Genomic DNA, 23,525 nt, shown 5'->3' on the forward strand with positions numbered 1-23,525 from the left:
TCACGATTTGTAAGGTCGGATTCCATGATAAACCTGAGGGCCAGAAAGGGTGCGGAGGATTACCTCTGCCGGGCGTCCCACCAGCGGTGACATCTCCTCAGGGGTCATTGGACGATTCCCGTTCGCCAAAAGCAACTTAAAAATCTTGTTGATTAAGGACGTCTCACGCAAGAGAAAGTCGGGTTGCTTGGCGCAGTGGCTCATTAGGGTATGTTGCAAGCCATCCACTCGATGCACCTCGGCAGTTTGGGGATCTACATGATCAATCCATACCTCGGCCTTATCCTCAAACGCTTTCTGATGTTCTGGGCACAGGAAATCGAACAGGTAAACCCGCCAGTTCGAATCATGATGTTGCCACCACTCAAAATCAATATGAAAGGGTGTCTTTGTCGTGGGGCGAATCATGCTAAAAGTTTGAGGATTACTCATGGCTGGCCTCCTCTTCGCTCAAGCGGAAATAGAGGTCACCCAAGTGCGAAATGTTGGGTAAACTCGCTAAAATGGCCAAGAGTGCGCTCGGAGGGCAACGTTTGACCAGATTAACCGCGGCATACAGTTCTTGTGCATGCACATGACCTTGGGGATTAAGTTTCGCCAATTCCTTCGTCATCGAACGCACTATACGGTCTAGAGGAACTCGTTGACGATATGTTTGCTCCCATACTTGATCCAACCGCTCGGGGTCAGGGATGATGATGATCATCCGTTCATCGTATTCAACCCCAACGGTGTGTTTCAGCATTGTAAAGACAATACCTCCATCTGAACCAATAAGCACAGTTCGCAACCACTCTTTGGTGGGGCGTTTCTTGCGCGCCCGGATAAATACCTCGCCTGGCTTTTCCCCTTGGCGAACGGTGATAAGGCTGCCGGGTATCACACCTTGCCGGGTATACCATTCCTGTAGTCCATAAATATAGCGATGAGAACGAACCACCCAACCGGGATAAATGTTTCCATCGTCTTCATCCACAAAATTGAAGCGCACACGGGGTGATTCATAAGCCGTGGGGAAAAGGTTAACCATCGCACCGGTCAAAGGGAGGGTGCCTGCCCGCCAATGAGGGAAAATCAGACTGAGCGTGACTTCACCAACTTCCTCTGAAGGTGTTTCCGGATTTTCCAATTCATCAAAGACCAAACGATTGAGTTCCTGAAGGATGCTTTGCGATGGTTCGCCGGGCAATTCAGTGGGTGAGTATTTCAAAAATATGGGCGGCGTTTGCACTGCCTCTGGTTCTAAGCGCTTTAGAAACCACAATATTTGCCCTGCCGGACCAACTTCATCAAAACGTCCATCTTCCTGCAAAGCCAGGTTCAAAGAAAACTCGGTCAATTTCGGATTCACATCCGAAGGCAACTCAATTTGTTCTAAGATCGCCTGCGTCGGTAACGGCCCCCCACCCGCCATCTCTAACACAGCCTCCGCTAAGTTTAGATAGCCCACTGAAACATCTACCAGTAAAGCCCGTGGGAACCAAGCACCGGCAATGCGTACTAGATCCGGATTGGTTTCAAATACTGCGGTCAATTTCGCCGCAATTTCGCGTCCATAGTGTTTAATCACATACTTGGGATCTAACAACGGATCTTGTTCACTAATCCTGATTGGCGCGTTAAGGGCATGCTCGGGCAGACCAGCAGCAAACTCTTTGCGCGTTTGAGAATCAAACTCGACCTCAACAACTTCGAAAGGGGGTAAATCAGGGTTAAAGCCCGGGCGCACCCCAACCACAACGCCTTGCGTCATCCCCAAAGCCGGGAAACGCAGCGTTTGCCCGGGGCGATAATGATTTTTAGGCTGATAAATCTCGCCTCCGGCCACTTGCTCTTGCTTCAGCCGTTCAATTTCACGCCGAATCCGTTCGCGGATCAATACTTCCGCCAACTCGGCGGCGGTTTGGGGCGTTTCGGTCTCGAGAAGGTGGTTATATAAGAACTGCAAATCTTCTTCGGTGATGGTGAGATTTTTCCAATAATTGGGATCTAAGGATAAAGCTAATGAGGCCATGTCTCCATCCGTTTGTTTCGGATTCGTTAAATGGATTGCAACAAAAAGCACAAAAATTATACATCAAAAGGAAAGAGTAGACCTCACAGGGTTCGGGAATGTTTAATGCAAATAGCTGGGTGTTTACTTACGGTCCGTTCGTCTTCAAATAAATAGAGGTTTTGGAAAAATTGCCTCAGGCAGATTCGCACAATGCTCTCAATGTCTGTGTGATATATACTGTGATTATCCAATTTTAGGCACAGGTATTCCCTTCTAAAGAAATATTCCTTTTATTACATTCAATTGTCCTCCAATGACCGGCTATTCTCGCTTATACCCCAAGCGCAGTCCAATGGTAATCACCAGGGCCGGGAAAACGCCCATTAACATCGCTAAAGGGATGGGCATTGGCGAGAGAAAAATTAACTGATACCCCAACGGCACCACCGTATCTACCAACCAGAAAAGAAGGAAAACCTGCCACAAGGTAATCTTATGCGCTGTCCACAACCGGGAGAGCAAAAGGATAAAAACAACATTGAATACGAATGCGACCACAAACATGATTTGTGTTGTCCAATCCGAGGCGGCGGCTTCAAAATTAATGGCAACCCTGGCAATAACGGCGCTCAAAATACTACCAATTGCATACCCCATATAAGCAAAGCAGGCGATCATCACCGCCTTTATCACATCAGCCCCCTGGGCACTTCGGCGGCGCGATGATTCGGGTTGATAGCGCCGTCGTTCCCATCCAACCAGAATCAGCGAGAATGTTAGTGTCTGTAAAAGCATTTCCGGCAATCCAATCAGGTGATACCAAAGCGGCAATTTAGTGTAAATGATCCCTTCCAGTGATGAGGGCGCCGCAGCAGGGGTACCCAGAATCCCAAAGATAACAAAAATGCCCCATAGAATCAGCCAACCTCGTTTGTGGGTCATAATCGTCCTGCGCAGCGGCCACAGGGCTGCCGCATAGAGTAGCCCTCGAAGAGGCTGAAGTAATGGCCCCAGGTACGCCGCTGAAGAACCCATTGGACGCATGTAGTCCCGGATGACCTCTTGCTGAAAAATCCTGCCATAATCGAACACGTTGGACATGATCAGTCCGAATACAAAATATGTCGCTGTATGGATCAAAACGACCTTCGCGGCAAAGATGAGAAACTCTTTGGTAGAACTCGCCCCCGTTGATTGTTGCATTAGCCCCTCCCTTATAATAGAACCAGAAAAACCAAACGGTTTAGTCAGGCCCGCGGTTCACGCCGTCATTGGATTTTCGATTGAGTTTAGAAGTAGGCTTGAATTCGAGGGATAAAGAACACCGCAAAACCCCACGCACCCTTGGCGATTCTATCAAATAGCCATAACTTTTTGGGGATCAATTCCACCCCAGATCAGGGATATCGCCACACCAATTTGAGTATACCACTAACCCACACCGAACGAATGGATATTTCCCAGGGCCGAACCCCTCACCTACGGATATTCGCGTTCCAACCAATCCAAAGGTTCTACCTGCACACCGTTGACCCATACTTCCCAATGCAAATGAGGTCCGGTGACGCGCCCAGTTCCCCCGATCTCGCCGATGAGTTGACCTGCTTCCACTCGATCGCCGACATTAACCAAAATCTTGCTCTGGTGCCAGAATCCACTATAAACCCCCCAACCATGATCAATGATGGTTGCGTTGCCTCGTACCGTGAGTGGTCCGGTAAACACCACCACCCCTGCCGCGGGGGCATAAATGTTCAAGTTAGCACAAACACCGTAATCCACCCCGGTATGAAAATAAGTGTAGCCACTATTGTTGTAGGAACGACGGTTCCCAAACCAGGACTTGATGCAACTGGGCTCATCTACTGGTTTGCGAAAAACCCCTTGCCAATACTTCACCGGGGTATGATTAGCCACTACCGAGCGCACTAAGCTATCTTCCGGTTCGGTATTCGCCTTATCCAGCGTTTGTGGGTCTACTACCAAAGGGGGATCTTGTGGATAGTTACCAGGTTGGAGCAAGACCGGTTGACTAAACGAAAAGCTCGTTCCTTCGACTGTGGCAAGGGTCAACGAAAAGTCCAGCAATCCTGGCTGAGCCATCGCATGGATTCCCTGCAACGCCACATAGGTGTTCGTATCCAGGGCATCGAATTGGAGCGGCCACTCCCCCAACATTCCGATTGCACGAACTGGCTGATTCACGCTTACCTTAACCACTACCGTTTTTCCTTGAATTACCGGCAGAGGATAGAGATCAATCCCCTTTACAAACGCCGGCGCCCCTGGAAATGCCGCTGCATTTTGCGCCGCTTGCTCATTTCCCAATGCGATCAACGGATCCATGGGGAGAAGCTGGGCACTTGATCCAACACCATTCGCCAGCAGATAGTCCCACATAGATACACCGGACGCCGTTGCCAATTCAAGGAGCGTCTGCCCTTCGGATAACGCAACCAGAGATGTCGTTGGGCTTTGCGAGGAATTCTCTTGCACTGGGAGAATTAACGTCGCCCCTACAAATAATTGAGAGGGAGTTACCAGACGATTAAGGTGCACAATCTGCTCTTCAGGGATGTTGTATTGGCGACTCAAGAAAGACAAAGACGCGCCTAAAGGGACAGAGACTGTGGTTAATGTACCTCGAACACCTTCAAAACCAGGGATCTTCAGCCTTGTCCCCACACTAATAAAGTCCGGGTTTTCAATTTGATTTACCCGGATGAGATCCTGAGGTGAAACCCCAAAACGGCGGGCGATGGAATTGATGGTATCATTTGGCTGAACAATATATACCGGCAAATCCTCACTTTGTGCCCATGCTATATCACGATAACCCCAAGGATACAGCAGGCTTACCAAGATAAGTACAAAGCTAAAGGAGCGTAATCTCAACCTCATCGTTCACTCGAAAGCAAGTAAGGTAATCGGGGTGGGTTTCTAAAACATACGAAGCCGGTTGCCGCGGCACGTATAATAACGCCCAGGGGTGAGCATGGCAAAGATCCACCACCCGTCGGGCTCGGTTGATCCAAATAACCGCAATATCAAAGCGCATAAATAGCATATGAATTGCCGTCTCCAACCGCCCTTCATGGGGCTCGGCAAGTAGGATCCCCTCATCAGGCGCTAAGTGGGGTCGAAACATCAAACCCCACAATCGTTCCCAATAACTTGAACAGAAGCGCACACGAATGGGATTGGCGAGTGGTTGGGTAAGATTTTGGATCAAAGCCAGGCGCATAAGTATTAAGAACAACCTCGGAGCGCAATTTATACTGATAATTGGTTAGAGACATTATTTAGCACATTTTCAATGCTGTTTACCAACTCCTGTGGATGGAAAGGTTTGGCAATATAATCATCAACTTTGGCAATGTGTAATCCCAGAACCCGATCAATGGGTTGGGCTTTGGCGGTGATCACAATCACTGGGATGTTACGTGTTTGGGCATGATTTTTTAACTGCTGGAATACCTCCCAGCCGTCAATATCTGGCATCATCAGATCCAACAAAATTAAATCTGGCCTTTGCGCAAGGACAACTTCCAAACCAGTACGTCCCCCTTGTGCGCCGATGACCTCATAACCGCGACGACTCAGGATCAACGTGACCAGTTCAATCATTTCCTGGTCGTCTTCGATGTACACGATTCGTCTTCCTTTTTGGTCACCTGTCATACGCTGTCTCCCTCACTTATATTTATTAGTTTACCACACCCCGCTATCAGAAAATCTAATTTTGTAGCAATAAATACCGATGATTGCTTTTTGTCAACGCTAAAACGCGCTATAATCATCTTGCCTGCATTTGTGCCTAAACGACCCTAAATAAGAATATTTTTTGAATTAATTGCCATACCTGACCAAGGAGGAACTCGGCATCCATGACCACACGTTACGACATTGCCATTATTGGCGGTGGAATTGTAGGCATGGCCACTGCCATGGCCCTTACCCAACGCAGTCGCGCCTCACTGATCGTCCTCGAAGCCGAGGACCGGTTCGCTGCCCATCAGACTGGCAATAACAGTGGTGTGATTCACTCTGGAATTTACTATAAACCCGGCTCGTTAAAAGCCCGCAACTGTATTCAGGGCCGCGAAGCCCTTTATCGCTTTTGCGAGCAATATGATATTCCCCATGAACGCTGCGGCAAAATCATCGTTGCCACCCTCCCCGATGAACTTCCACGCTTAGAAGCGCTTTACCAACGTGGATTAGAAAACGGCCTGACCGAAATCCGAAAACTCGGACCCGAGGAGATAAAAGAATACGAGCCTCATTCCACCGGGCTGGCGGCAATTTACGTTCCTTACACCGGCATTGTGGATTACACCCAGGTGACCCAGAAATACGCCGAATTGGCCCAGGCCCAAGGGGCAACCCTTCAGACTCGGGCACGACTGATTGGAGTAAAACAGACAGGAAATGTCATAATCCTTGAAACCACCGCCGGCACTTATGAAACCCGTCACCTTATTAACTGTGCGGGTCTCCACTCCGACCGTGTTGCTCGCATGTGCGGCCTTAAGCCCGAGTTGCAGATTATTCCTTTCCGCGGCGAATATTACGACATTGTGCCAGAACGGCGGTATTTGGTTAAGAATCTGATCTACCCTGTCCCCGACCCGCGCTTTCCCTTCCTTGGAGTCCATTTTACACGCCGCGTTAATGGCAGTGTTGAGGCTGGGCCGAATGCCGTACTGGCCTTCAAGCGCGAAGGCTATCGCATGACGGATGTCTCACTTCGAGATGTTGCAGACTACCTTTTCTTCCCTGGGTTCTGGCGCATGGGATTGAAATATTGGAAAACCGGCTTCGGAGAATTCTATCGCTCCCTTTCCAAGCGCGCCTTTGTCCGTGCTCTCCAACGCCTGCTACCCGAATTACAAGAAACAGATGTAGAACGCGGTGGTGCCGGCGTGCGTGCCCAGGCATTAAATCGCAACGGTGCGCTTCTAGATGATTTTGCTATTTTGGAAACGCCCAATATGATACACGTTCTCAATGCCCCTTCGCCCGCAGCGACCGCCTCGATCAGCATTGGGCAAACCATTGCTGAAACTGCACTGCGAACCTTTGATATTCCCGCCCGCGAAGTTTCTTAGGTCAAAGCCTATTGCGACGCAAAACTGGAAAAATATTGGCGTAGGAGGGGTTCCAAATCGCTCTTCGTTTGCCCTCTAAGAAGATTGAGTAAATCCAAGGGTGAAGCAATTCTGCCATTGTACTGCTGAGCATACTCGCGTAGGGCTGTAAAAAATGCTTCGTCTCCAATCGCCTGGCGCAAGTCTTCAAAGAATTGTGCACCCCGTAGGTAAACTGCGTTACGATAAGCCTGATAACCGGCATAATCATAAATGCTTCGATCTATCCAACCGGCTGGCTGGTAATAGTTGACCCGATAAAACCACCACCATGCCACCAAGTCGGGATAATAATTCTCATAAAAAAGGCGTTCGCTATACGTGCATAAAGCTTCGTCCAGCCATGGATGTAAAGCCTGATCATTCGCCACCTGACCATACCACCATTGATGCGCGGTTTCATGCGCGGCGATCATGGTCAAGTACCCCTGCGGTGTTCCATCGTAAAGGTTGTAAAAACCCTTGCTAAGGAAGTATAGTCCATCATATTCCATTCCATCCAGGAAGTCCGCCTCTACCAAGCTTAACTGAGCCCGAGAATAAGGCGAAAACAGTTTCGAATAAAGTTCTAGCGCTTGTGCCGTGGCCTTGAGCGCAGCCTCACCTGCCAGGGTATTATCTTTGAAGTAATAACTGACTACACGAATATTATTGACGGTGGTCTCATTTATTTGGTAATCGGGACTCAGCGAGAGCACAAAATTACGCGCCCGTTGAAGCCCAAATTGATAACGTCCTTCGGAATCTTTCTCGCCCGCCGCGCTGGCTGCTATCAACCATTCGCGCGAAGAATCTAAAATTTCAAGCACCACCTCATAATCCGACAGAGGATAAACCTGATGCTCACCGAAGTAGCCGGGAGGATGAACCAACCACTCGCCATCCTTAAAGGATGGAATGTAAGGATACCAATCCACCAAATTGATTTGTCGTAAGGTATAACCATAAATTTGAGGTTTAGCAGTGTCTGATGGAGGTGGAATTTCAGGCAAATTGAGGCGATAATGGAGGGTCAATTCGGTCGTTTCGCCCTCAGTCACGGGAGACATTTCTTTGATTTTCCAAACGTTAACCGTCTCTGGCTCAATCGTTAGGCTACGTTCTCCCTGCATAACGGAAAGCCATTCAAACCCTTTCGGATACCTGGCGGCTTCAACAACCAGCGGTAACTCTTCCCGAGGCGCACCGGTATCATTAAACCAACGAATCCTCTCCTCCACTTCCACCGTGTGGCGCTCTGGAAATAAACGAAGCCATAGAAAATAATTTGACACCCCTTCATTCCCTGAACTCGCCAATGTTGGAGTGAGCGTTGCTCCCCCCGTGGGTGTTTCGGTCATTGCAATAGTGGATTGGGATTTGGGAGTAACCGTAGGTGAAGATTGGGTTTCTGTCTTTATCGAGGTCGAAGGTACAAGCGCATCATTGTTCAATTGACAAGCCACTATATTAAGGCATAAACCGAATACAAGGATACTATTTCGAATGACACGCCATGATCGTAGCATGGTGCTCCCTCACTTCCCGCTAAATGAACGTAAACCTTGACGATACCGTCATTGGTGCTTAAAATCACAGCCTGCAAGCCAGTTGACTGGCCTCAATCATACTCCAAATTAGAGCGAAGGTAACCTCAAAAACGAGGTGAGAGGCGCTCGAAGGAAGGGAAAATGGAAAAGGTCGTTTTAAAAGCCACTCGTCGTAACGTGACCGGCAAGAAAGTTGGGGCTTTACGCCGTGCTGGTCAATTGCCCGCTGTCATGTATGGGCATCATTTTGACCCCACCCCTATTACACTTGACCTCCATGAGGCAACGAAAGTGCTCGGCGGGCTCAAACCCTCTGCCCTGGTCACCATTGAACTGGATGGTGCCCAGCACGCAGCCCTAATCCGCGAAAAACAACGTGATTTCATCAAAGGTACTCTTCTTCACGTGGATTTTCAGGTCGTATCTCTAACCGAGAAAATCCGTGCCGACGTCTCGCTTGAATTTGTGGGCGAAGCGCCCGCCGTGCGCGATTTCAACGGCGTACTGATCACCAATCTGGAAGAAGTAAAAGTCTCCTGCTTACCTCAAGACCTGCCCGAAAAAATTGTGGTAGATATCTCCGGATTGGCACGCATCGGTGATGCCATCTACGTTCGCGATTTGGCCTTCCCACCGAACGTGGAATGTTTAGAAGATCCCGATGAGATCGTCGCTGTGATCACGGGTGGTGCGGAAGAAGAGATGGCCGAGGGTGAAGAAGTCGGCTTGGCTGAGCCTGAAGTCATCGAACGCGGCAAGAAGGAAGAAGAGGTTGAGGAAGAATAACAGTCACCTCATCTTTTATGACACAAACCCAAAACTGAATGCTACACCAGCATCCAGTTTTGCTTTTCTTCCGAAGTTCTATCATCAGGCACAATGCCTAATGCCTGGAGCAACAAATAAACAATGCGTGCTGTGATCCCCCATACCTGCTCCCCCCGATAAGGGGCAAAATAAAGAACTTCATGCAATGTTCCTTCCGGTGTGGGTCTCATTTCACGTTCCAGATGATGGGATTGTGCTAACCATACTAGCGGGATGGTAAACACCTTCTCGACTTCTTCCTCCGAGGGATGAATCGTAACCGGCCAGGCCATTTTTCCTACCACAGGATAGATCAAATAATGCGTGACCGAAACCAGGGTGGGTAATTGCCCCAATAAAGTTATATGGTAGGCATCAACTCCAATTTCTTCCCAGGTCTCACGCAGGGCAGCACTTTCAACCGAAGGATCACCGGGCTCAATAGCCCCTCCCGGAAAAGCCACTTGCCCTTTGTGATTTTGAACGCGCGAGGTTCGCTTAGTGAAGAGCAAATGCCACCCATTATCTTTCCGAAGTAGCGGGACTAGGACTGCAGCCGGGCGTAAGTCTGCCCTATGGAACAACGTGGGGACATGACTCTGAATCCAACGGGCCTGAAATTCGGATAGCCGCTCCCGGATTGTGGCATCCGTAAGGTTATTAAGCACATAAATGAAGGCTTCCGGATTATTCGTCTTCTTCCTTGTCATTTTCTTCAAGCGGGATCATACCTGGAACGTCACTACCCACCATTCCCGTGGGTTCTGATATATCCACACTTCCAGGCTGCACGGCTCGCGCAAAGATGAGGAATCCGGTGTGTGCGACCATGCGATCCACCGGACGCAACCGCTCTGGTTCGGGTTTGTAGTGTCGAAGCAAGACTTCACACACCTCGATAAGATCAAATGCCTGTGCTCTTAACGCAGCCACCAAGCGCGTCACTTGATTGGTTGTAGGAAGAATGCTACCGAAGAATCCCCCTGGCTTAAGCGCCTGGCGAGCTTGTTCTACGTAATCTTGTGGATTGGGAACATCGAGGAAAAGCGCATCCACATCTTGCTCATCAAAGCCCTGAGCAATATCTTTGAGTTTAAAGGTAACCCGATTTTCCAACCCCAAGCGCTGTAAATTTTTCAACGCCAAGCGTTGAACATCCTCGCGCACATCATAACTGGTCACTCTACCACCAACGCCTACCGCAAACGCAAAAGCACAGGTCAGAGAGCCTGAGCCGGTGCCCGCTTCAACAATGTGTTGCCCTTCCCCCACGCTCATGTTGATCAGGATTAATCCAATATCCTTAGGATAGAGGATTTGTGTGGTTCGCGGAAGTTCACGGATAAGATCTGCCAGAGAGGGTTGTAACACCAAAAAGGATTCGCCCATATGACTGGTAACCCGCACTCCCCAGGGTTTACCGATAATCTCATCATGTTTAATAATCCCTCGATGACTGTGAAATTCTCCGCCGGGTTCCAGACGTAGAATAAATGTTTTACGTCGCTGACTTACCAAGTACACCAGATCATCCGCCTGGATTTGGGAAGAGCGAAGATTCCAGGTCACGCTTGTCGTCCTCCTTTATGTGAATCAACTCGGGCTAGCCAATAAGCGATGAGCAGGAACAAAATACTGCCTACAGCAGCCCCGGTTAAATTAAGCGGTCCAATCCGGCCCGCATTCCAGGATAATATGCCGGCCATCCAATGACCGACCCAAAAGCCCAGGTTAGCGGCGATCAAATAGACGACCAAATGCACCCAATTTCCTCCTCGCCACAGATGAAACAACGCCCCCAGTAATGTAGCCACACATGCCCCTAGTATCACACTCTGAAAGGTCATGACAAGTACCTCAACGCATGGAAGTGGAAATGATCATACTACCCCCCAAGACGATATCGTCTTGATAAAAGACCGCCCGTTGCCCTGGCGTTATATCCCGTACTGGCTGATCAAATTCCACCCGCACCTGCTGCGGAGTTTCAACTACGACGGTTGCATCAAGGGGGGAAGCGGTATAACGAATCTTAACCTGCGCTCGGAATTGTTCTGCCGGCGGCTCACCCAGAATCCAATTCACTGGCGCAGCATGCAAAACGCGCTTACCCAGATCCTCCTGAGGGCCGACAACCAACAGATTTTGGCGTATATCCTTATCTACCACGTACAAAGGCTGGGAAGTTGCAATACCTAATCCCTTACGCTGTCCTATGGTATAAAACGCCAATCCTTTGTGCTCCCCCAAGACCTCACCCCTCCGATTAACAATCAACCCAGGACGGATTACTTCCGGAGCATGACGCATCAAAAAATCGCGGTAATCCTCACCGGCCAAAAAACATAGATCTTGGCTTTCTGAACGTTCTGCGACAGGCAACCCAAATTTTCTCGCCAAGTCACGAACCTGAGGCTTGGTGAACTCACCGATGGGGAGTAAAGTATGACGCAGTTCTTCTTGTCCTAATACACTAAGAACATAAGATTGATCTTTGGAAGTGTCCAGACCACGCAAAAGCAGAAACTGTCCCCGTTCATCTTGGATGATCCGGGCATAATGGCCGGTTGCCAACCATTCTGCGCCTAAGGATAAGGCTTGTTGTAAAAGCACCCCCCACCGGATGCGCCGATTGCAAACCAAGCAAGGATTAGGTGTCATCCCGGCCATATAACCCTGGATAAACGCTCCCACAACCCACTCACGGAATTTCTCCCTAACATCAATCACGTAAAACGGAATACCCAGTTTTGCGGCAACTCGCCGCGCCATCATCATCGCATCCGGCGTGCAACAGCGGTTTAGGTCTTCTTTCCCGGGTTCACTCCATAAACGTAGCATCATCCCGACAACGTCATATCCCTGCTCAACCAATAAAGCAGCCGCGACCGAGGAATCTACCCCGCCGCTCATTGCCACGACAACCTTGCGTATCCGAGGCGTCTCCATAAACCGATTAACTAACCCTATTGATTACGCGACACTTTTCTACAACCTGAGGCAAAACCTCTAAAAACCGTTCGATATGGTCCTGAGAAGTTCCCCTCCCCAAGGTCACCCGCAGGCCCCCCATGGCCCACTGTGGCGTCAAGCCAATCGCCTGTAATACCTCCGAGGGTTCGGGGTTCCCGGTCTTGCACGCCGAACCTGAAGAACAAGCGAATCCTTCGTGATCCAAGTGCATCAATAACAAATTGGCATCTACATGCTCAAATGCAAATGAGGCATGGTTGGGTAAGCGTTGAGTAGGATGCCCGGTAAGACGTGCACGTGGGATACTCTCAAGCACCCCTTCAATTAGCCGATCTCGCAACGTTCTTAGGCGTTCTGATTCGCGGTCCAAATCTTCCAAAACCAGGCTAAGCGCTTCTGCCATTCCAACAATCAGAGGGATATTTTCTGTACCTGCGCGCAGGCCGTTTTCCTGAGCACCCCCAGTTTGCGTTGGGACAATAGAGGTTCCCCGGCGCAGGTAAAGCGCACCAACGCCCTTTGGCCCATAGAACTTATGCGCACCCAGTGAAAGAGCGGTAACCCCTAAAGACTCCACATCCAAACTCAAATGAGCCACTGCCTGCACAGCATCGGTGTGGAAGGGCACATTCTTCTCGCAGCAAATTTTTGCGATTTCAGCGATCGGATTTATCGTCCCAATCTCGTTGTTGGCATAAATCACCGAAACCAGTGCCGTATCTGCGTTGATTAGAGCGCGCAAATCATCCGGGTCAACTTGCCCATGAGAATCCACCGGGATATATTCAACCTTAAAGCCATATACGTCTTCCAACTGATGTGCTGTAGCGGAAACCGCATGGTGTTCAACCGGCGTGATTAAAATACGCGTGGCTCCGCGCCGTTTTCGTTCCGCCAGTGCAAGTCCTCGCACGGCGAGGTTATCACTTTCAGTACCACCCGAGGTGAAAATTATTTCGCGAGGTTTGGCCCCAAGTGCTTGTGCTATTCGTTCACGCGCTTCTTCCAAAGCCGCCTCGGCTTGTTGTCCTTCAAAATGAACCGATGACGGGTTGCCAAAATTAGGACTAAAGTAAGGTAATATTGCTTTGATAACCCGTTCATCTACAGGCGTGGTTGCTGCATAATCTAAATAGACTCGTTCCTGCCAGACCATTACATTACTCCCACAAAACACTAAAAACAACTCTAACGATCTTTGATTATAGCACGAGAACACGCACCTAATTTTTAGGTTTAGCAAGACCATTTGACAAACACTTGTTGTTCACGATAAACTCTCATTGAGAGGAAATTATCATGCGTGTCACTTTGCTCCATTACGCCGCCCCACCCGTGATCGGCGGTGTGGAAGCCGTGATGGCTCGCCAAGCCAATTACTTCCTCAAAGCTGGTCATCAGGTTGTGATTCTAGCCGGTCGGGGCGAAGCCTGGGACCGGCGTATTCCGGTGCATATTATCCCGTTAGCGGACTCGCGGCATCCGCAAATCCTTGCCATCAAGCAGATACTCGATCAGGGGATTATCCCGGAAAACTTGGACGTGCTGGTAACTGAAATTGAAAAGGCGTTGGAACCTCATCTGCGGGAAACCGATGTCCTTATCGCTCACAATGTTGCCACTCAACATAAAAATTTACCCCTAACAATTGCACTCCAACGCTTGATTCAACGCGGCATACCCCAACGAGCCATTTTATGGCATCACGATTTAGCCTGGACTGCTGCACGCTATCAAGGCGAATTGCATCCGGGTTGGCCATGGGATCTTTTACGTCAAGCCTGGCCAGGCACCATCCAGGTCGTTGTCTCTGAGGCTCGCCGCCTCGAATGGAGTCAATTAAGCGGATTGCCTCTTGAGGCTATCTATGTCATCCCAGCCGGTATCGAACAGGCCGAATTCTTAGGGCTTTCCAACGAATCCAAAACCATCTTCGATCGGTTTGGGTTGGCATCTGCCATGCCCATCCTGCTTTGTCCGGTGCGAATCACCCGTCGCAAGAACTTGGAGCAGGCCCTCCATATCATGAGCGCGTTGCATGAGCAACTTCCGGCATCCAGACTTATCATTACCGGACCACCGGGTGCTCACAACCCTGAAAATTTGGCCTATTATCAAAGCCTGCTCGCCTTGCGAACCACATTAGGGCTTGAAACAGCGGTTCACTTTTTGGCTGAGGATTACCCCGACGGAGTCAGCGATATTGTTATCGCCGATCTCTATCGTTTGGCCGACGCACTTTTACTCACCAGCCGCGAAGAAGGGTTTGGCATTCCCTTGCTAGAAGCGGGATTGAGCCGATTGCCTATTTTCTGTACCGAAATCCCCCCGCTCCGTGCCATCGCCCAAGACGACGCGTTCTATTTCCAACCCGAAACCTTGCCCGAGGTCATCGCCCATGCCATACAGGAGCGCCTAGAGCGTGATCCACTCTACCGGGTGCGATGTCGCGTGCGCCTAAATTTTTCATGGGAAGTCGTCTACCAACGTCAAATTGCCCCACTTTTGGAGGGCTTATGTTAACCCCAAAACGTTTCATTCCCTTTCGGCGCATCGCCATTCCCGTAATAGGGCAAACCCTGCCTCAAAATGCTTTGAACCTGGCCCGTGAACTGGGAGGAGATATTGTACTATATCCACTTACACCCTCTTTCCATGGCGAAAAAGTGAATTCGCCTCGTCAAAAGCGAAAACAGGTAAGCAAATGGCAGGAATCAATCGGTTTAAATGTCCGTATTCAGGTCCTACCCGAATCAGAAGGATGGCCGTCCCTGCGCCAATCCTTGGAATCCAATCTTCCTGACTTATTGCTCCTTGAAATCCCCTATCATTTCCAGGGAACGTTCACCCTTCACGAAGTGCTATCCTCTACACCTTGTAATTTGGCTCTTATACGCGGCCCATGGCCTGAACATTATGGTAATGTGTTACTTCCTCTGCGCGGCGGGCCTCATGCCGAATTAAGTCTCCGCTTGGCGTTGGGGCTCCACGATTTTCGCCTCACCGCTTTACACCTGGTCGGGCCAGAGCGAAGTCAAATTGAAGGGCCATTCCGCGGATTAGCCCGCATCTTGCCTAGTTTTCGCGATCTAACCTATAAAACGGCTGCGTCCGATCAACCTGCCCAGACCATCCTAGAAGAATCGCGGCAAGCCGACCTTCTGATAATTGGTGCTGCCGCCCGTCCGACCCCCGAAACCAGTGGATTGGGATCAACCGCCGAGAATCTCCTCAATCAGGCGGCTTGTTCGGTCGTGGTAGTTAAAAGCGCGCAACCGGTGCCAGAACTGTGGAGTGGACCAGAAAGTGAGCGCATTGGCTACAAAGCCATCTCGGTGCTCGTAGATAAATGGTTTGCCGAGAACACCTTCCATGCGGATGAATTTGCCGACCTGCACGAACTGGTCACTCTCAAAGAAAAACAAAACGTAACCATCAGTCTCGCGCTTCCGGCTCTCAACGAGGAAGAAACGGTTGGGCAAGTCATTTCCTGTGTCAAATCCGCGCTCATGGAACAAGTGCCGCTGTTGGATGAAATCGTGCTTATGGATTCCAACTCCACCGATAGAACGCGGGAAATTGCTGCCGAACTAGGCATTCCGGTATTCATTCATCAAGAAGTGTTGCCCCAATACGGTGCCCGCCGCGGCAAGGGTGAGGCGTTATGGAAAAGCCTCTATGTTACCAAGGGCGACATTATCGTTTGGATTGATACAGATATCGTCAATATTCATCCGCGGTTTGTTTACGGCATCTTGGGACCATTGCTCCACTTCCCCCAAATCCAATTTGTCAAAGGGTTCTACCGTCGCCCTATTCGAGAGGGCGAAAAAATCCAAGCCACAGGAGGAGGCCGGGTCACTGAACTAACTGCCCGTCCTCTGATCAACATGTTCTACCCTGAACTCTCCGGTGTAATCCAACCACTTTCAGGTGAATACGGGGGCCGGCGTCGGGCATTGGAACGCTTACCCTTCTTTTCCGGGTACGGCGTTGAAACCGGACTTCTGATTGATGTCTTCGAGCATTATGGGCTATCCAGCATCGCCCAAGTAGATCTTCAGGAACGCATTCACCACAACCAACCCCTCGAAGCCCTGAGTCGAATGTCCTTTCTGATCCTGCAAGCCTTTATCCGAAAATTGGAGCAGCGTTATCACCTCCCCATTCTGGAAGAGGTGAATAAGTCTATGAAATTCATCCGTTACGAAGAAGGTCGCTATTCCCTTTTAGTCCAAGAAGTGGTTGAACAGGAACGCCCACCCATGATTGAAATCCCCGAATACTTGGAGAAACACCCACATGCCAGACCCTGAATTTTCCTGCCATCCTTCCCAATGTGAAATTTGGGCTATCCGTCACGGTCAAACGGACTGGAATCTAGAAGGACGCTATCAGGGCCAAACCGATATCCCCTTAAATGCAACAGGGGTGAAACAAGCCCAGCATCTAGCCGCTAATTTAGACGGGAAATCCTTCGCTGCCATTTTTACCAGTGATCTCACCCGTGCCTACCAGACGGCCCAAATCATTGCTGAACGCGTTCGATGCCCGATAATAGTAGATAAACGCCTGCGGGAGATCCATCAGGGAGAGTGGGAAGGAATGCACTTTTCTGAAGCCGTTGCTCGGTTTCCTCGTCACTTTGCTCAGCGTGATGAGGAACCCTTGAATGCCCGCCCTCCCGGGGGTGAGAGTGTTTTGGAAGTTGCCCAGCGCATGATGGCCGTTGCTAACGAAATTGCTCAGCGCTTTCCCGGTCAACGTGTGCTGCTGGTCTCACATGGTCTTGCTATCGCCACATTAATTGTTCAGGCGTTTCATTACCCTTTCGAGCGTGTTTTCTCGTTAATTCCTGAGAACGCCTCAATTAGCATCCTTTGCTGGCCACCTCATAATAATGGGCATTAATCCCACCCCTATCCTCGAGCATCTTGAATTCTTGTACGGAAGCGAAGTAGCCTCGAAAACGCTCCCCGAATTGACCGCTCGGTTACAGCGCTTTCACCCCCCGAACATCTCAACCCGCCCTTTGGATCACCGGGATGCCATCCTTATTACGTACGGAGATCAATTCCGTTCCACCACCGCAAATCCCCTAAAGACCCTGCAGACTTTCTGTCGTCGCTTTCTCAACAAGACCATAACAGGCCTGCATCTATTACCTTTCTTCCCTTACTCCTCCGATGATGGCTTCTCGGTTATTGATTTCTACCAGGTTAATCCCAACCTTGGAACTTGGGAAGATATCCAAACCCTGGCTGCAGATTATCTCTTGATGGTGGATTTGGTGCTCAATCACACCTCGGTGCATAACCCGTGGTTTCAAGGTTTTCTACACGGCAATCCCGCATTCCAAGATTTCTATATCACTGTACCACCAGAGATTGACCTCTCGGCGGTTGTACGGCCACGTGCCCTACCTTTACTAACTCCTTTCGAAACGCCTCAAGGAACACTTTGGGTCTGGACGACCTTCAGTGCCGATCAGGTGGATCTCAACTATAAAAATCCCCGCGTACTTCTTCAAATCATAGATGTGTTGTTGACCTATCTAGAACAAGGGGCACGTATCATACGTTTGGATGCCGTCGCTTACGTCTGGAAGGAAATTGGTACGCCTTGCATCCATCTCCCCCAAACCCACCGGTTAGTACAACTATTTCGCACAATCGTGGATCAAGTTGCTCCTTGGGCATTATTAATCACCGAAACCAATGTCCCCCACGCCGAAAACGTGTCGTATTTCGGGGATGGTTATAACGAAGCCCACCTGGTCTACAATTTTGCATTACCTCCCCTCATACTGCACACAATTTACTCGGGGAACGCGACTGCTCTCAGCCAATGGGCAGCTTCGGCTTTTCAACTCCCCTCGTCCGATGTCACTTACTTCAATTTTCTTGCTTCGCATGATGGCATTGGCATTAACCCTGTGCGTGGCATTCTAAGCCCGCAAGAGATAGAGCAGATTATCGCAACGGTAAAAAATCGAGGTGGCCTAGTTTCCTATAAAAGCAATCCAGACGGAAGTTTGAGCCCATATGAACTTAATATTACCCTCTATGACGCCCTTGCTGATCCCACCTCTGAAGAAATTTCCTTACAGCGTTTTTTGCTTGCCCATGCCATCCTGATAGCACTGCGTGGTGTGCCAGGAATTTACATTCACAGCCTACTTGGTTCATCAAACTGGATCGAAGGTGTGCATGCGTTGGGCTACAACCGCGCCATCAATCGTCAAAAATTTATCCTTTCTGAAATCGAGGCAGACCTGTACCGTCCTGATTCACGGCGAGCCCGGGTGCTGAACGGCATATTAACTCTTATACGAGCCCGGCAGAAAAGCCCTGCCTTTGATCCATATAGCGATCAAACTATTCTCGATCTTTCTTCTGCTGTTTTCTGTGCGCTGCGGCAAACTCCAGATTCGCTTTACACCGTTCTTTGCCTGCATAATGTAACCGCTCAAACTCAGCACATACACATTCCTCTTTCTCACCTTTTCTCAACCGCCTCAAAAGGGGTAGAATTACTCACTCAGCGCGAGATAGACATCACCGACTCTTTAGAGATGGTTTTACCACCATACGGAGTCACATGGTTGGAAATAACCCACTGATGTTGGAATTTGGTATGGAAAAATTTCAGGCTGCTCCTCCTGATTCGTTTTGCGCCCTCTTAAAGGATCGTATTGACCTTATAAACATTCCCTTTACCGAACGTGGATCTCGTTTAATGGTGCTTCGTAATGAGCATTCGTTGGCTATTCGCCTTGCTGAACGGTGGCTGAAGATTGATCCACGTCTTTCGGGTTATCGTTTTCGCCCCCCACTAATTGAAAATCTTGTCATCTGTGATGAAAATGAACAACCACTCCCATTTACCGAGGTCATTACCTATCCCCACCTCATCGAGATCCATACCCCCAAGGGAGAATTCGTCCTTACATTTGTAGATCCGGAATCTTTGTTATTAACATTACCTCCCGAAAAATTTGGGCTTCGCTTTACCGTTCATGTCAATCATGGTCAAACCGATCGCCGCGGAGGGGTTCTTCATATGTTGGGGGACATCCGGCGTAACATTGCCTACACCACCGATCGTCCCCTCGCTAAGAATCAAATCACGCTCCAACACCCCTATGAAATTAATGTCACATTGCTCTTTGAAGCCGGTCCTTCCAGCGCAATGTTGTTCAATATTACCCCCCGTTTGGGTTTCAACCGCTATGTTCCTGACCCCCAACGCACCCTGAATGAAGCTCTCCAGCGCTGGGAAGAATGGTTCCGCGCTGTGCCACCTGTAGAAGGCATTTACAAAGCACAGTATTACTACGCCTGGTGGATTATGCGAGCGGGATTGATTTCCACCCGCTTTTACACCACCCGTGAGGCTATGGTGCCCTCAAAACCCTTTTACGTGGGCATCTGGCAATGGGATGCTTTTTTCCATGCCCTTGCTTATCGGCATATCAATTCCCGGCTTGCCCAAGACCAATTTCGCGTTCTGATTGACCATCAGCGCGAGGATGGGATGTTACCGGATGCGGTGCACGATGAGGGCACGATAACCCACCTGGATTTCCCGGTAGATGCAGATGTCACAAAACCCCCTATCCTAGGATGGGCAGCCTGGAAACTCTATGAGAGCACCCATGATCAACAATTCCTAAAAGAAATTTATGACGCCATTGTGCACTGGAACACATGGTGGTTTAGTCAAAATGATGCAGATGGCGATGGGCTATGCGAATACCATCATCCCTATTCCTCAGGCTTGGATGATAGCCCGTTGTGGGACGAGGGCATGCCGGTCACCTCTCCCGATCTGAACACTTACCTTTACCTTCAACTTGAAGCCCTGGCCAAAATTGCCAACGTCCTTAACTTGGACCAGGATGCTCGTCATTGGCAATCTCAAGCTCGTTCCTTACTTCTTCGCATGATCGAAAGGCTCTGGGATGCTCAGGCCGGTCTCTTCTGGCCTTACCGCGAGGGGAAACCAGTACGGATCTTAACTCCCTTTAGCCTTTTTCCGCTTTTAACCGGCAACTTACCTGCCCTGATTAAGACAGCGTTAGTCCAGCACTTGACCGATTCCACAGAATTTTGGCCAGCCTTCCCGGTACCCACCGTTGCATTGAGCGATCCTCACTACGACCCCAATCAAATGTGGCGCGGACCGACCTGGATCAATGTTAACTACTTGCTCATCGAGGGGCTCGAACGTAGTGGATACCCCAAACTTGCTCGTGACCTCCGCCAACGCACTTTAGATCTGGTCAATCGCAACCGCGATATTGTCGAGTATTACCATCCCGAGACTGGCAATGCCTGTGATAAAGCCGCTCATGTTTTTGGTTGGTCGGCGGCATTGTTTATAGACCTGGTTCTGCAGGAGCAAAGTAATATCCCTGAGAACCCTGACACCACTACACTCAGCGAGATACCGAGACCTTCATAATCTTGCCTTGCTTTACAGAAACCCGCGCGAAGTGGTGATGTATTCTTCCACCTGCCGCGAGGCTATTTTGAAACACCAGAACCATAGCCCCCGAAGCATCGTTTAGTGCAGATTTTTGGCCTGAACGTGCAGAACGGTCCTTTCTTTCGCTCTCTGGAGGTCGCGAAAAATTAACTCGCCATTCCGCCTGACCAAGCCCAGGTAAGTAAGGCTCGAGAATCTTTTTCGCCTCTGCCACCAGGCTAGCATCTACGGTTTCAGAGAGGGCTTTACCATCCGGCTGATCGGACAGCACCGCAACCTTGGGGCGCTGGGGATAATGGATTAACCGCTTAGGTGTCTTTAGCAAATCTGAACCATACGTTAAGGGATCACCATAAAGGGTAAAGGAGATCAAGGTCTTTTGATCTTCGCCGTCTAAAAATCCCTGTCGGCGAACCATTTCTCGCGCCAATGCAATTTTTGCCATTGTCAACGCTTCGCCAGCAGAATAACCCGCCCGCAACCCGTTCCAAAAATAGTAACCAAGCAAATCTGCACCGACCAGCGGGCTCTGCACCGCCCCATAAGAGATGCTCGTTGATCCGACCAGGGCGAGTGTGCCAATTTCCAAAAAGCGCAGGGCCATCGAATCTTGTTCATTTTTTCCTAATATATATCCCCCGTAACATGCCTCGGTAAAGACAATCCGAGGCGCTTTACCGTTTTTAACTAAGTCAGCCGGTGTCAGAGCGATCGGATAATCCGGTCCAGAAGTAAGATCATGGGGATCTTTCTGACCATACCATTCTGGACTGTCCATTAATCCATGTAAATTATAGTAACCCAGAACAGCGCGGGTGATTATTTTTTGATCTACACGCTCACGTTGATAAGGGGGAGAAACCCAAAAGATTTTCCGGCGCCCTATCGGTCGAAACGTCGCTAACGCAGCCCGTCGCCATACGGCTGCAGAATAACCCAAGCCATGTTTTTTGGAGACCTTCCAAAAAGAAAACCAACGTTCCCACCAGTTAGAATTACGTCGGCGCTCGCGATGATATCGCTGCATGCTCCGCAATGCCTGCAGAATTAATCCCGGATCAGGATCACATCCACCTGGCAACCGCCCTATCGCCCACTCGGGGATAAAATAGTTGCTATCCCGTGTGGCGTAGGGATTATCCGAAAGCACCTCCACATCCACATCGTCGGTTGGATTAGGCAACCGATGAAACGGCACAATCTCATCACCGCCGACAATAAGCACCGCCCCAATACGCCCTCCGCGTTTGGCTAAGGCTTCATCTAAATCCGCAAGGGCTAATTTGAACGACCAGGCATCTCCTTGAGTCATGGGTTTAATACCGAATGGTTTTACCGATTCGGGGTCATCGGGAAGAAAAACCATCGCCCCCCATCCAAACTCACGGGTGACCGCTTCGGTCAGGCTGTGCATTTGAGAAATTATGGCTTCGGTGGCTTGTTCACCATAATAGCGTTTTAACCCTAAACGTGATGAAAAGACCACGTAAATAGGAAACCGACCATCGGCTTTCGCATAATCGGGACGATGGATTCGTTTTGCCAACACCTCAAGTTCATTCTCTATCTCTTGCAACCAAGGATTTTTTGCAACCGACGATGTGCGAGCATTAGCATCTGCAGGACCTCTGGCATGGTTTACATCATCAGATGCTCCGTTGGATCCTCTTGACGATAAAAATGGGGGAACCTCAGAAAAAAGAGCAGCGTCTCCTTGGGTTACGACGGTATCTTCACTTTGATCACTCTGTTCCTTTGGAGCATTCAATTGATTCCACCCCAACCTTGCCGAGACTTCGGCTGGTACAGGCAGCTCAAATCTTAAGGCCAATCGTTCAGGCCAAATTTGACGGAAAGGATGCTCGTCCCCTAACCATCTTTGAACAACCTGACCTGCCACATCCATAGTCACACATCGGTGCAGCAAATTTGCCCCTTCCGCTTCATCGCCTAACGCCAATTTTCCCAACCCTAAAGCCAGCATGAATCCCAAACATTCCGGCCAGCGTTGACGATAAAGATGTCCAAAACGCACCAGGCTCACCCAGTCTTGCAAATAATACAAAATGCGAACATGAGTCAAACAAACCAACACCTGGTCCTGGGCTTGGATCAAAGCCCGATAGATGTTATTCTCTGCCTCGTTATACTGTCGCATGTTCATGGCAGAACGAGCCTGTCGCAACCGCTCCGCCCACTCCGGGATCGTTTCTAAAGGTTCTGTAGTGAGGTTCAGGACAAAAAAAGCAGTTCGTATGGATTGAGAATCGAAAGGGGTCTCCTCTCTGTCTACAACCAATTCGGCAAGGGCTTGGTACCCTTCATTGAACTCCGGATCCACTTGCAATACCCTTTCCAAAATCACCCGTCCTTGCCCACTCAACCCATCTAAGATAAAACTCTTCGCCAGCCAATAATTCATGAGTAGGTCACCTGGATATATGTTTAGCCAGGCCATCGCTGCCTGACGCGCAAAGCGAAACGAACGTTCTTCAACCGCTATCTTAATCACGTTCAACCAATGCTCACGTTCCCAAATACGTGAGGATGAAGATAATTCTGGTTTAAACTGGGTCATGT

Annotated in this window: 20 protein-coding genes; 7 read left to right on the forward strand and 13 right to left on the reverse strand. The window is 49.6% G+C overall.

Features of this window, described 5'->3' with window-relative positions:
• The 6 genes from QYE77_RS02360 to QYE77_RS02385 all read right to left on the reverse strand — a co-directional run bounded on the left by QYE77_RS02360 (window position 1) and on the right by QYE77_RS02385 (window position 5,677).
• Window positions 1–432 carry a hypothetical protein gene (locus QYE77_RS02360; RefSeq protein ID WP_315623742.1) on the reverse strand — a complete coding sequence of 144 codons (432 nt, stop codon included), beginning with the start codon at window positions 430–432 and terminating at the stop codon, window positions 1–3.
• The gene (locus QYE77_RS02365; protein WP_315623743.1) at window positions 425–2,014 is read right to left on the reverse strand and encodes a hypothetical protein; all 1,590 of its coding nucleotides are present in this window, start codon (window positions 2,012–2,014) and stop codon (window positions 425–427) included. Before QYE77_RS02365 ends, QYE77_RS02360 begins: the two co-directional genes overlap by 8 nt.
• A 303-nt stretch (window positions 2,015–2,317) precedes the next feature.
• On the reverse strand, window positions 2,318–3,199 hold the full coding sequence (locus QYE77_RS02370) for a hypothetical protein (protein WP_315623744.1): 882 nt from the start codon (window positions 3,197–3,199) through the stop codon (window positions 2,318–2,320).
• 276 nt (window positions 3,200–3,475) lie between these two features.
• Complete coding sequence (locus QYE77_RS02375; RefSeq protein WP_315623745.1) at window positions 3,476–4,798, reverse strand: peptidoglycan DD-metalloendopeptidase family protein; 1,323 nt, start codon at window positions 4,796–4,798, stop codon at window positions 3,476–3,478.
• Window positions 4,799–4,871: 73 nt separating this feature from the next.
• The gene (locus tag QYE77_RS02380; RefSeq protein ID WP_315623747.1) at window positions 4,872–5,240 is read right to left on the reverse strand and encodes a DUF192 domain-containing protein; all 369 of its coding nucleotides are present in this window, start codon (window positions 5,238–5,240) and stop codon (window positions 4,872–4,874) included.
• A gap of 29 nt (window positions 5,241–5,269) precedes the next feature.
• Window positions 5,270–5,677, reverse strand: a complete 408-nt coding sequence (locus QYE77_RS02385; RefSeq protein ID WP_315623748.1) for a response regulator transcription factor — start codon at window positions 5,675–5,677, stop codon at window positions 5,270–5,272.
• Window positions 5,678–5,883: 206 nt separating this feature from the next.
• On the opposite strand from QYE77_RS02385, the gene lhgO reads away from it, so the two are divergent.
• Complete coding sequence (lhgO, locus tag QYE77_RS02390) at window positions 5,884–7,107, forward strand: L-2-hydroxyglutarate oxidase (RefSeq protein ID WP_315623749.1); 1,224 nt, start codon at window positions 5,884–5,886, stop codon at window positions 7,105–7,107.
• An 8-nt stretch (window positions 7,108–7,115) separates the two neighbouring features.
• On the opposite strand, the gene QYE77_RS02395 is transcribed toward lhgO, so the two are convergent.
• Complete coding sequence (locus QYE77_RS02395; RefSeq protein WP_315623750.1) at window positions 7,116–8,654, reverse strand: M1 family metallopeptidase; 1,539 nt, start codon at window positions 8,652–8,654, stop codon at window positions 7,116–7,118.
• Between the two features lie 162 nt (window positions 8,655–8,816).
• Between QYE77_RS02395 and QYE77_RS02400 the strand changes: the two genes are divergently transcribed.
• Window positions 8,817–9,461, forward strand: coding sequence for a 50S ribosomal protein L25 (locus QYE77_RS02400; RefSeq protein WP_315623751.1), 645 nt, complete (start codon window positions 8,817–8,819; stop codon window positions 9,459–9,461).
• A 41-nt stretch (window positions 9,462–9,502) separates the two neighbouring features.
• Here QYE77_RS02400 and QYE77_RS02405 read toward each other — a convergent pair whose 3' ends face one another.
• Genes QYE77_RS02405 through QYE77_RS02425 form a run of 5 tightly spaced genes read right to left on the reverse strand, consistent with a single transcriptional unit; the run spans window position 9,503 to window position 13,611 of the window.
• Entirely contained in the window at window positions 9,503–10,192 is a 690-nt protein-coding gene (locus QYE77_RS02405) for an NUDIX hydrolase (RefSeq protein WP_315623752.1), read from the reverse strand.
• Complete coding sequence (locus QYE77_RS02410) at window positions 10,170–11,051, reverse strand: tRNA (adenine-N1)-methyltransferase (RefSeq protein ID WP_315623753.1); 882 nt, start codon at window positions 11,049–11,051, stop codon at window positions 10,170–10,172. Before QYE77_RS02410 ends, QYE77_RS02405 begins: the two co-directional genes overlap by 23 nt.
• Window positions 11,048–11,329: a hypothetical protein gene (locus tag QYE77_RS02415; protein WP_315623754.1), complete on the reverse strand. Its 282-nt coding sequence runs from the start codon at window positions 11,327–11,329 to the stop codon at window positions 11,048–11,050. The genes QYE77_RS02410 and QYE77_RS02415 overlap by 4 nt, the downstream gene beginning before the upstream one ends.
• Window positions 11,330–11,339: 10 nt before the next feature.
• On the reverse strand, window positions 11,340–12,431 hold the full coding sequence (gene mnmA, locus QYE77_RS02420) for a tRNA 2-thiouridine(34) synthase MnmA (protein WP_315623755.1): 1,092 nt from the start codon (window positions 12,429–12,431) through the stop codon (window positions 11,340–11,342).
• Between the two features lie 7 nt (window positions 12,432–12,438).
• Window positions 12,439–13,611 carry a cysteine desulfurase family protein gene (locus QYE77_RS02425; protein ID WP_315623756.1) on the reverse strand — a complete coding sequence of 391 codons (1,173 nt, stop codon included), beginning with the start codon at window positions 13,609–13,611 and terminating at the stop codon, window positions 12,439–12,441.
• A gap of 143 nt (window positions 13,612–13,754) precedes the next feature.
• On the opposite strand from QYE77_RS02425, the gene QYE77_RS02430 reads away from it, so the two are divergent.
• From QYE77_RS02430 to QYE77_RS02450, 5 genes are read left to right on the forward strand one after another with little or no spacing between them, the layout of a single operon-like run.
• Complete coding sequence (locus QYE77_RS02430) at window positions 13,755–14,978, forward strand: glycosyltransferase family 4 protein (RefSeq protein ID WP_315623757.1); 1,224 nt, start codon at window positions 13,755–13,757, stop codon at window positions 14,976–14,978.
• Entirely contained in the window at window positions 14,972–16,771 is a 1,800-nt protein-coding gene (locus QYE77_RS02435) for a glucosyl-3-phosphoglycerate synthase (RefSeq protein ID WP_315623758.1), read from the forward strand. The genes QYE77_RS02430 and QYE77_RS02435 overlap by 7 nt, the downstream gene beginning before the upstream one ends.
• Window positions 16,758–17,366, forward strand: a complete 609-nt coding sequence (locus QYE77_RS02440) for a histidine phosphatase family protein (RefSeq protein WP_315623759.1) — start codon at window positions 16,758–16,760, stop codon at window positions 17,364–17,366. Before QYE77_RS02435 ends, QYE77_RS02440 begins: the two co-directional genes overlap by 14 nt.
• Window positions 17,356–19,077 carry a sugar phosphorylase gene (locus QYE77_RS02445; RefSeq protein WP_315623760.1) on the forward strand — a complete coding sequence of 574 codons (1,722 nt, stop codon included), beginning with the start codon at window positions 17,356–17,358 and terminating at the stop codon, window positions 19,075–19,077. The genes QYE77_RS02440 and QYE77_RS02445 overlap by 11 nt, the downstream gene beginning before the upstream one ends.
• A 14-nt stretch (window positions 19,078–19,091) precedes the next feature.
• Window positions 19,092–20,921 carry an amylo-alpha-1,6-glucosidase gene (locus tag QYE77_RS02450; RefSeq protein WP_315623761.1) on the forward strand — a complete coding sequence of 610 codons (1,830 nt, stop codon included), beginning with the start codon at window positions 19,092–19,094 and terminating at the stop codon, window positions 20,919–20,921.
• On the opposite strand, the gene QYE77_RS02455 is transcribed toward QYE77_RS02450, so the two are convergent.
• Window positions 20,896–23,523: a C25 family cysteine peptidase gene (locus QYE77_RS02455; RefSeq protein WP_315623762.1), complete on the reverse strand. Its 2,628-nt coding sequence runs from the start codon at window positions 23,521–23,523 to the stop codon at window positions 20,896–20,898. The genes QYE77_RS02450 and QYE77_RS02455 overlap by 26 nt on opposite strands.
• Window positions 23,524–23,525 lie beyond the last annotated feature (2 nt).

The organism is Thermanaerothrix solaris (assembly GCF_032334255.1).
GTDB lineage: Bacteria > Chloroflexota > Anaerolineae > Anaerolineales > Anaerolineaceae > Thermanaerothrix > Thermanaerothrix solaris.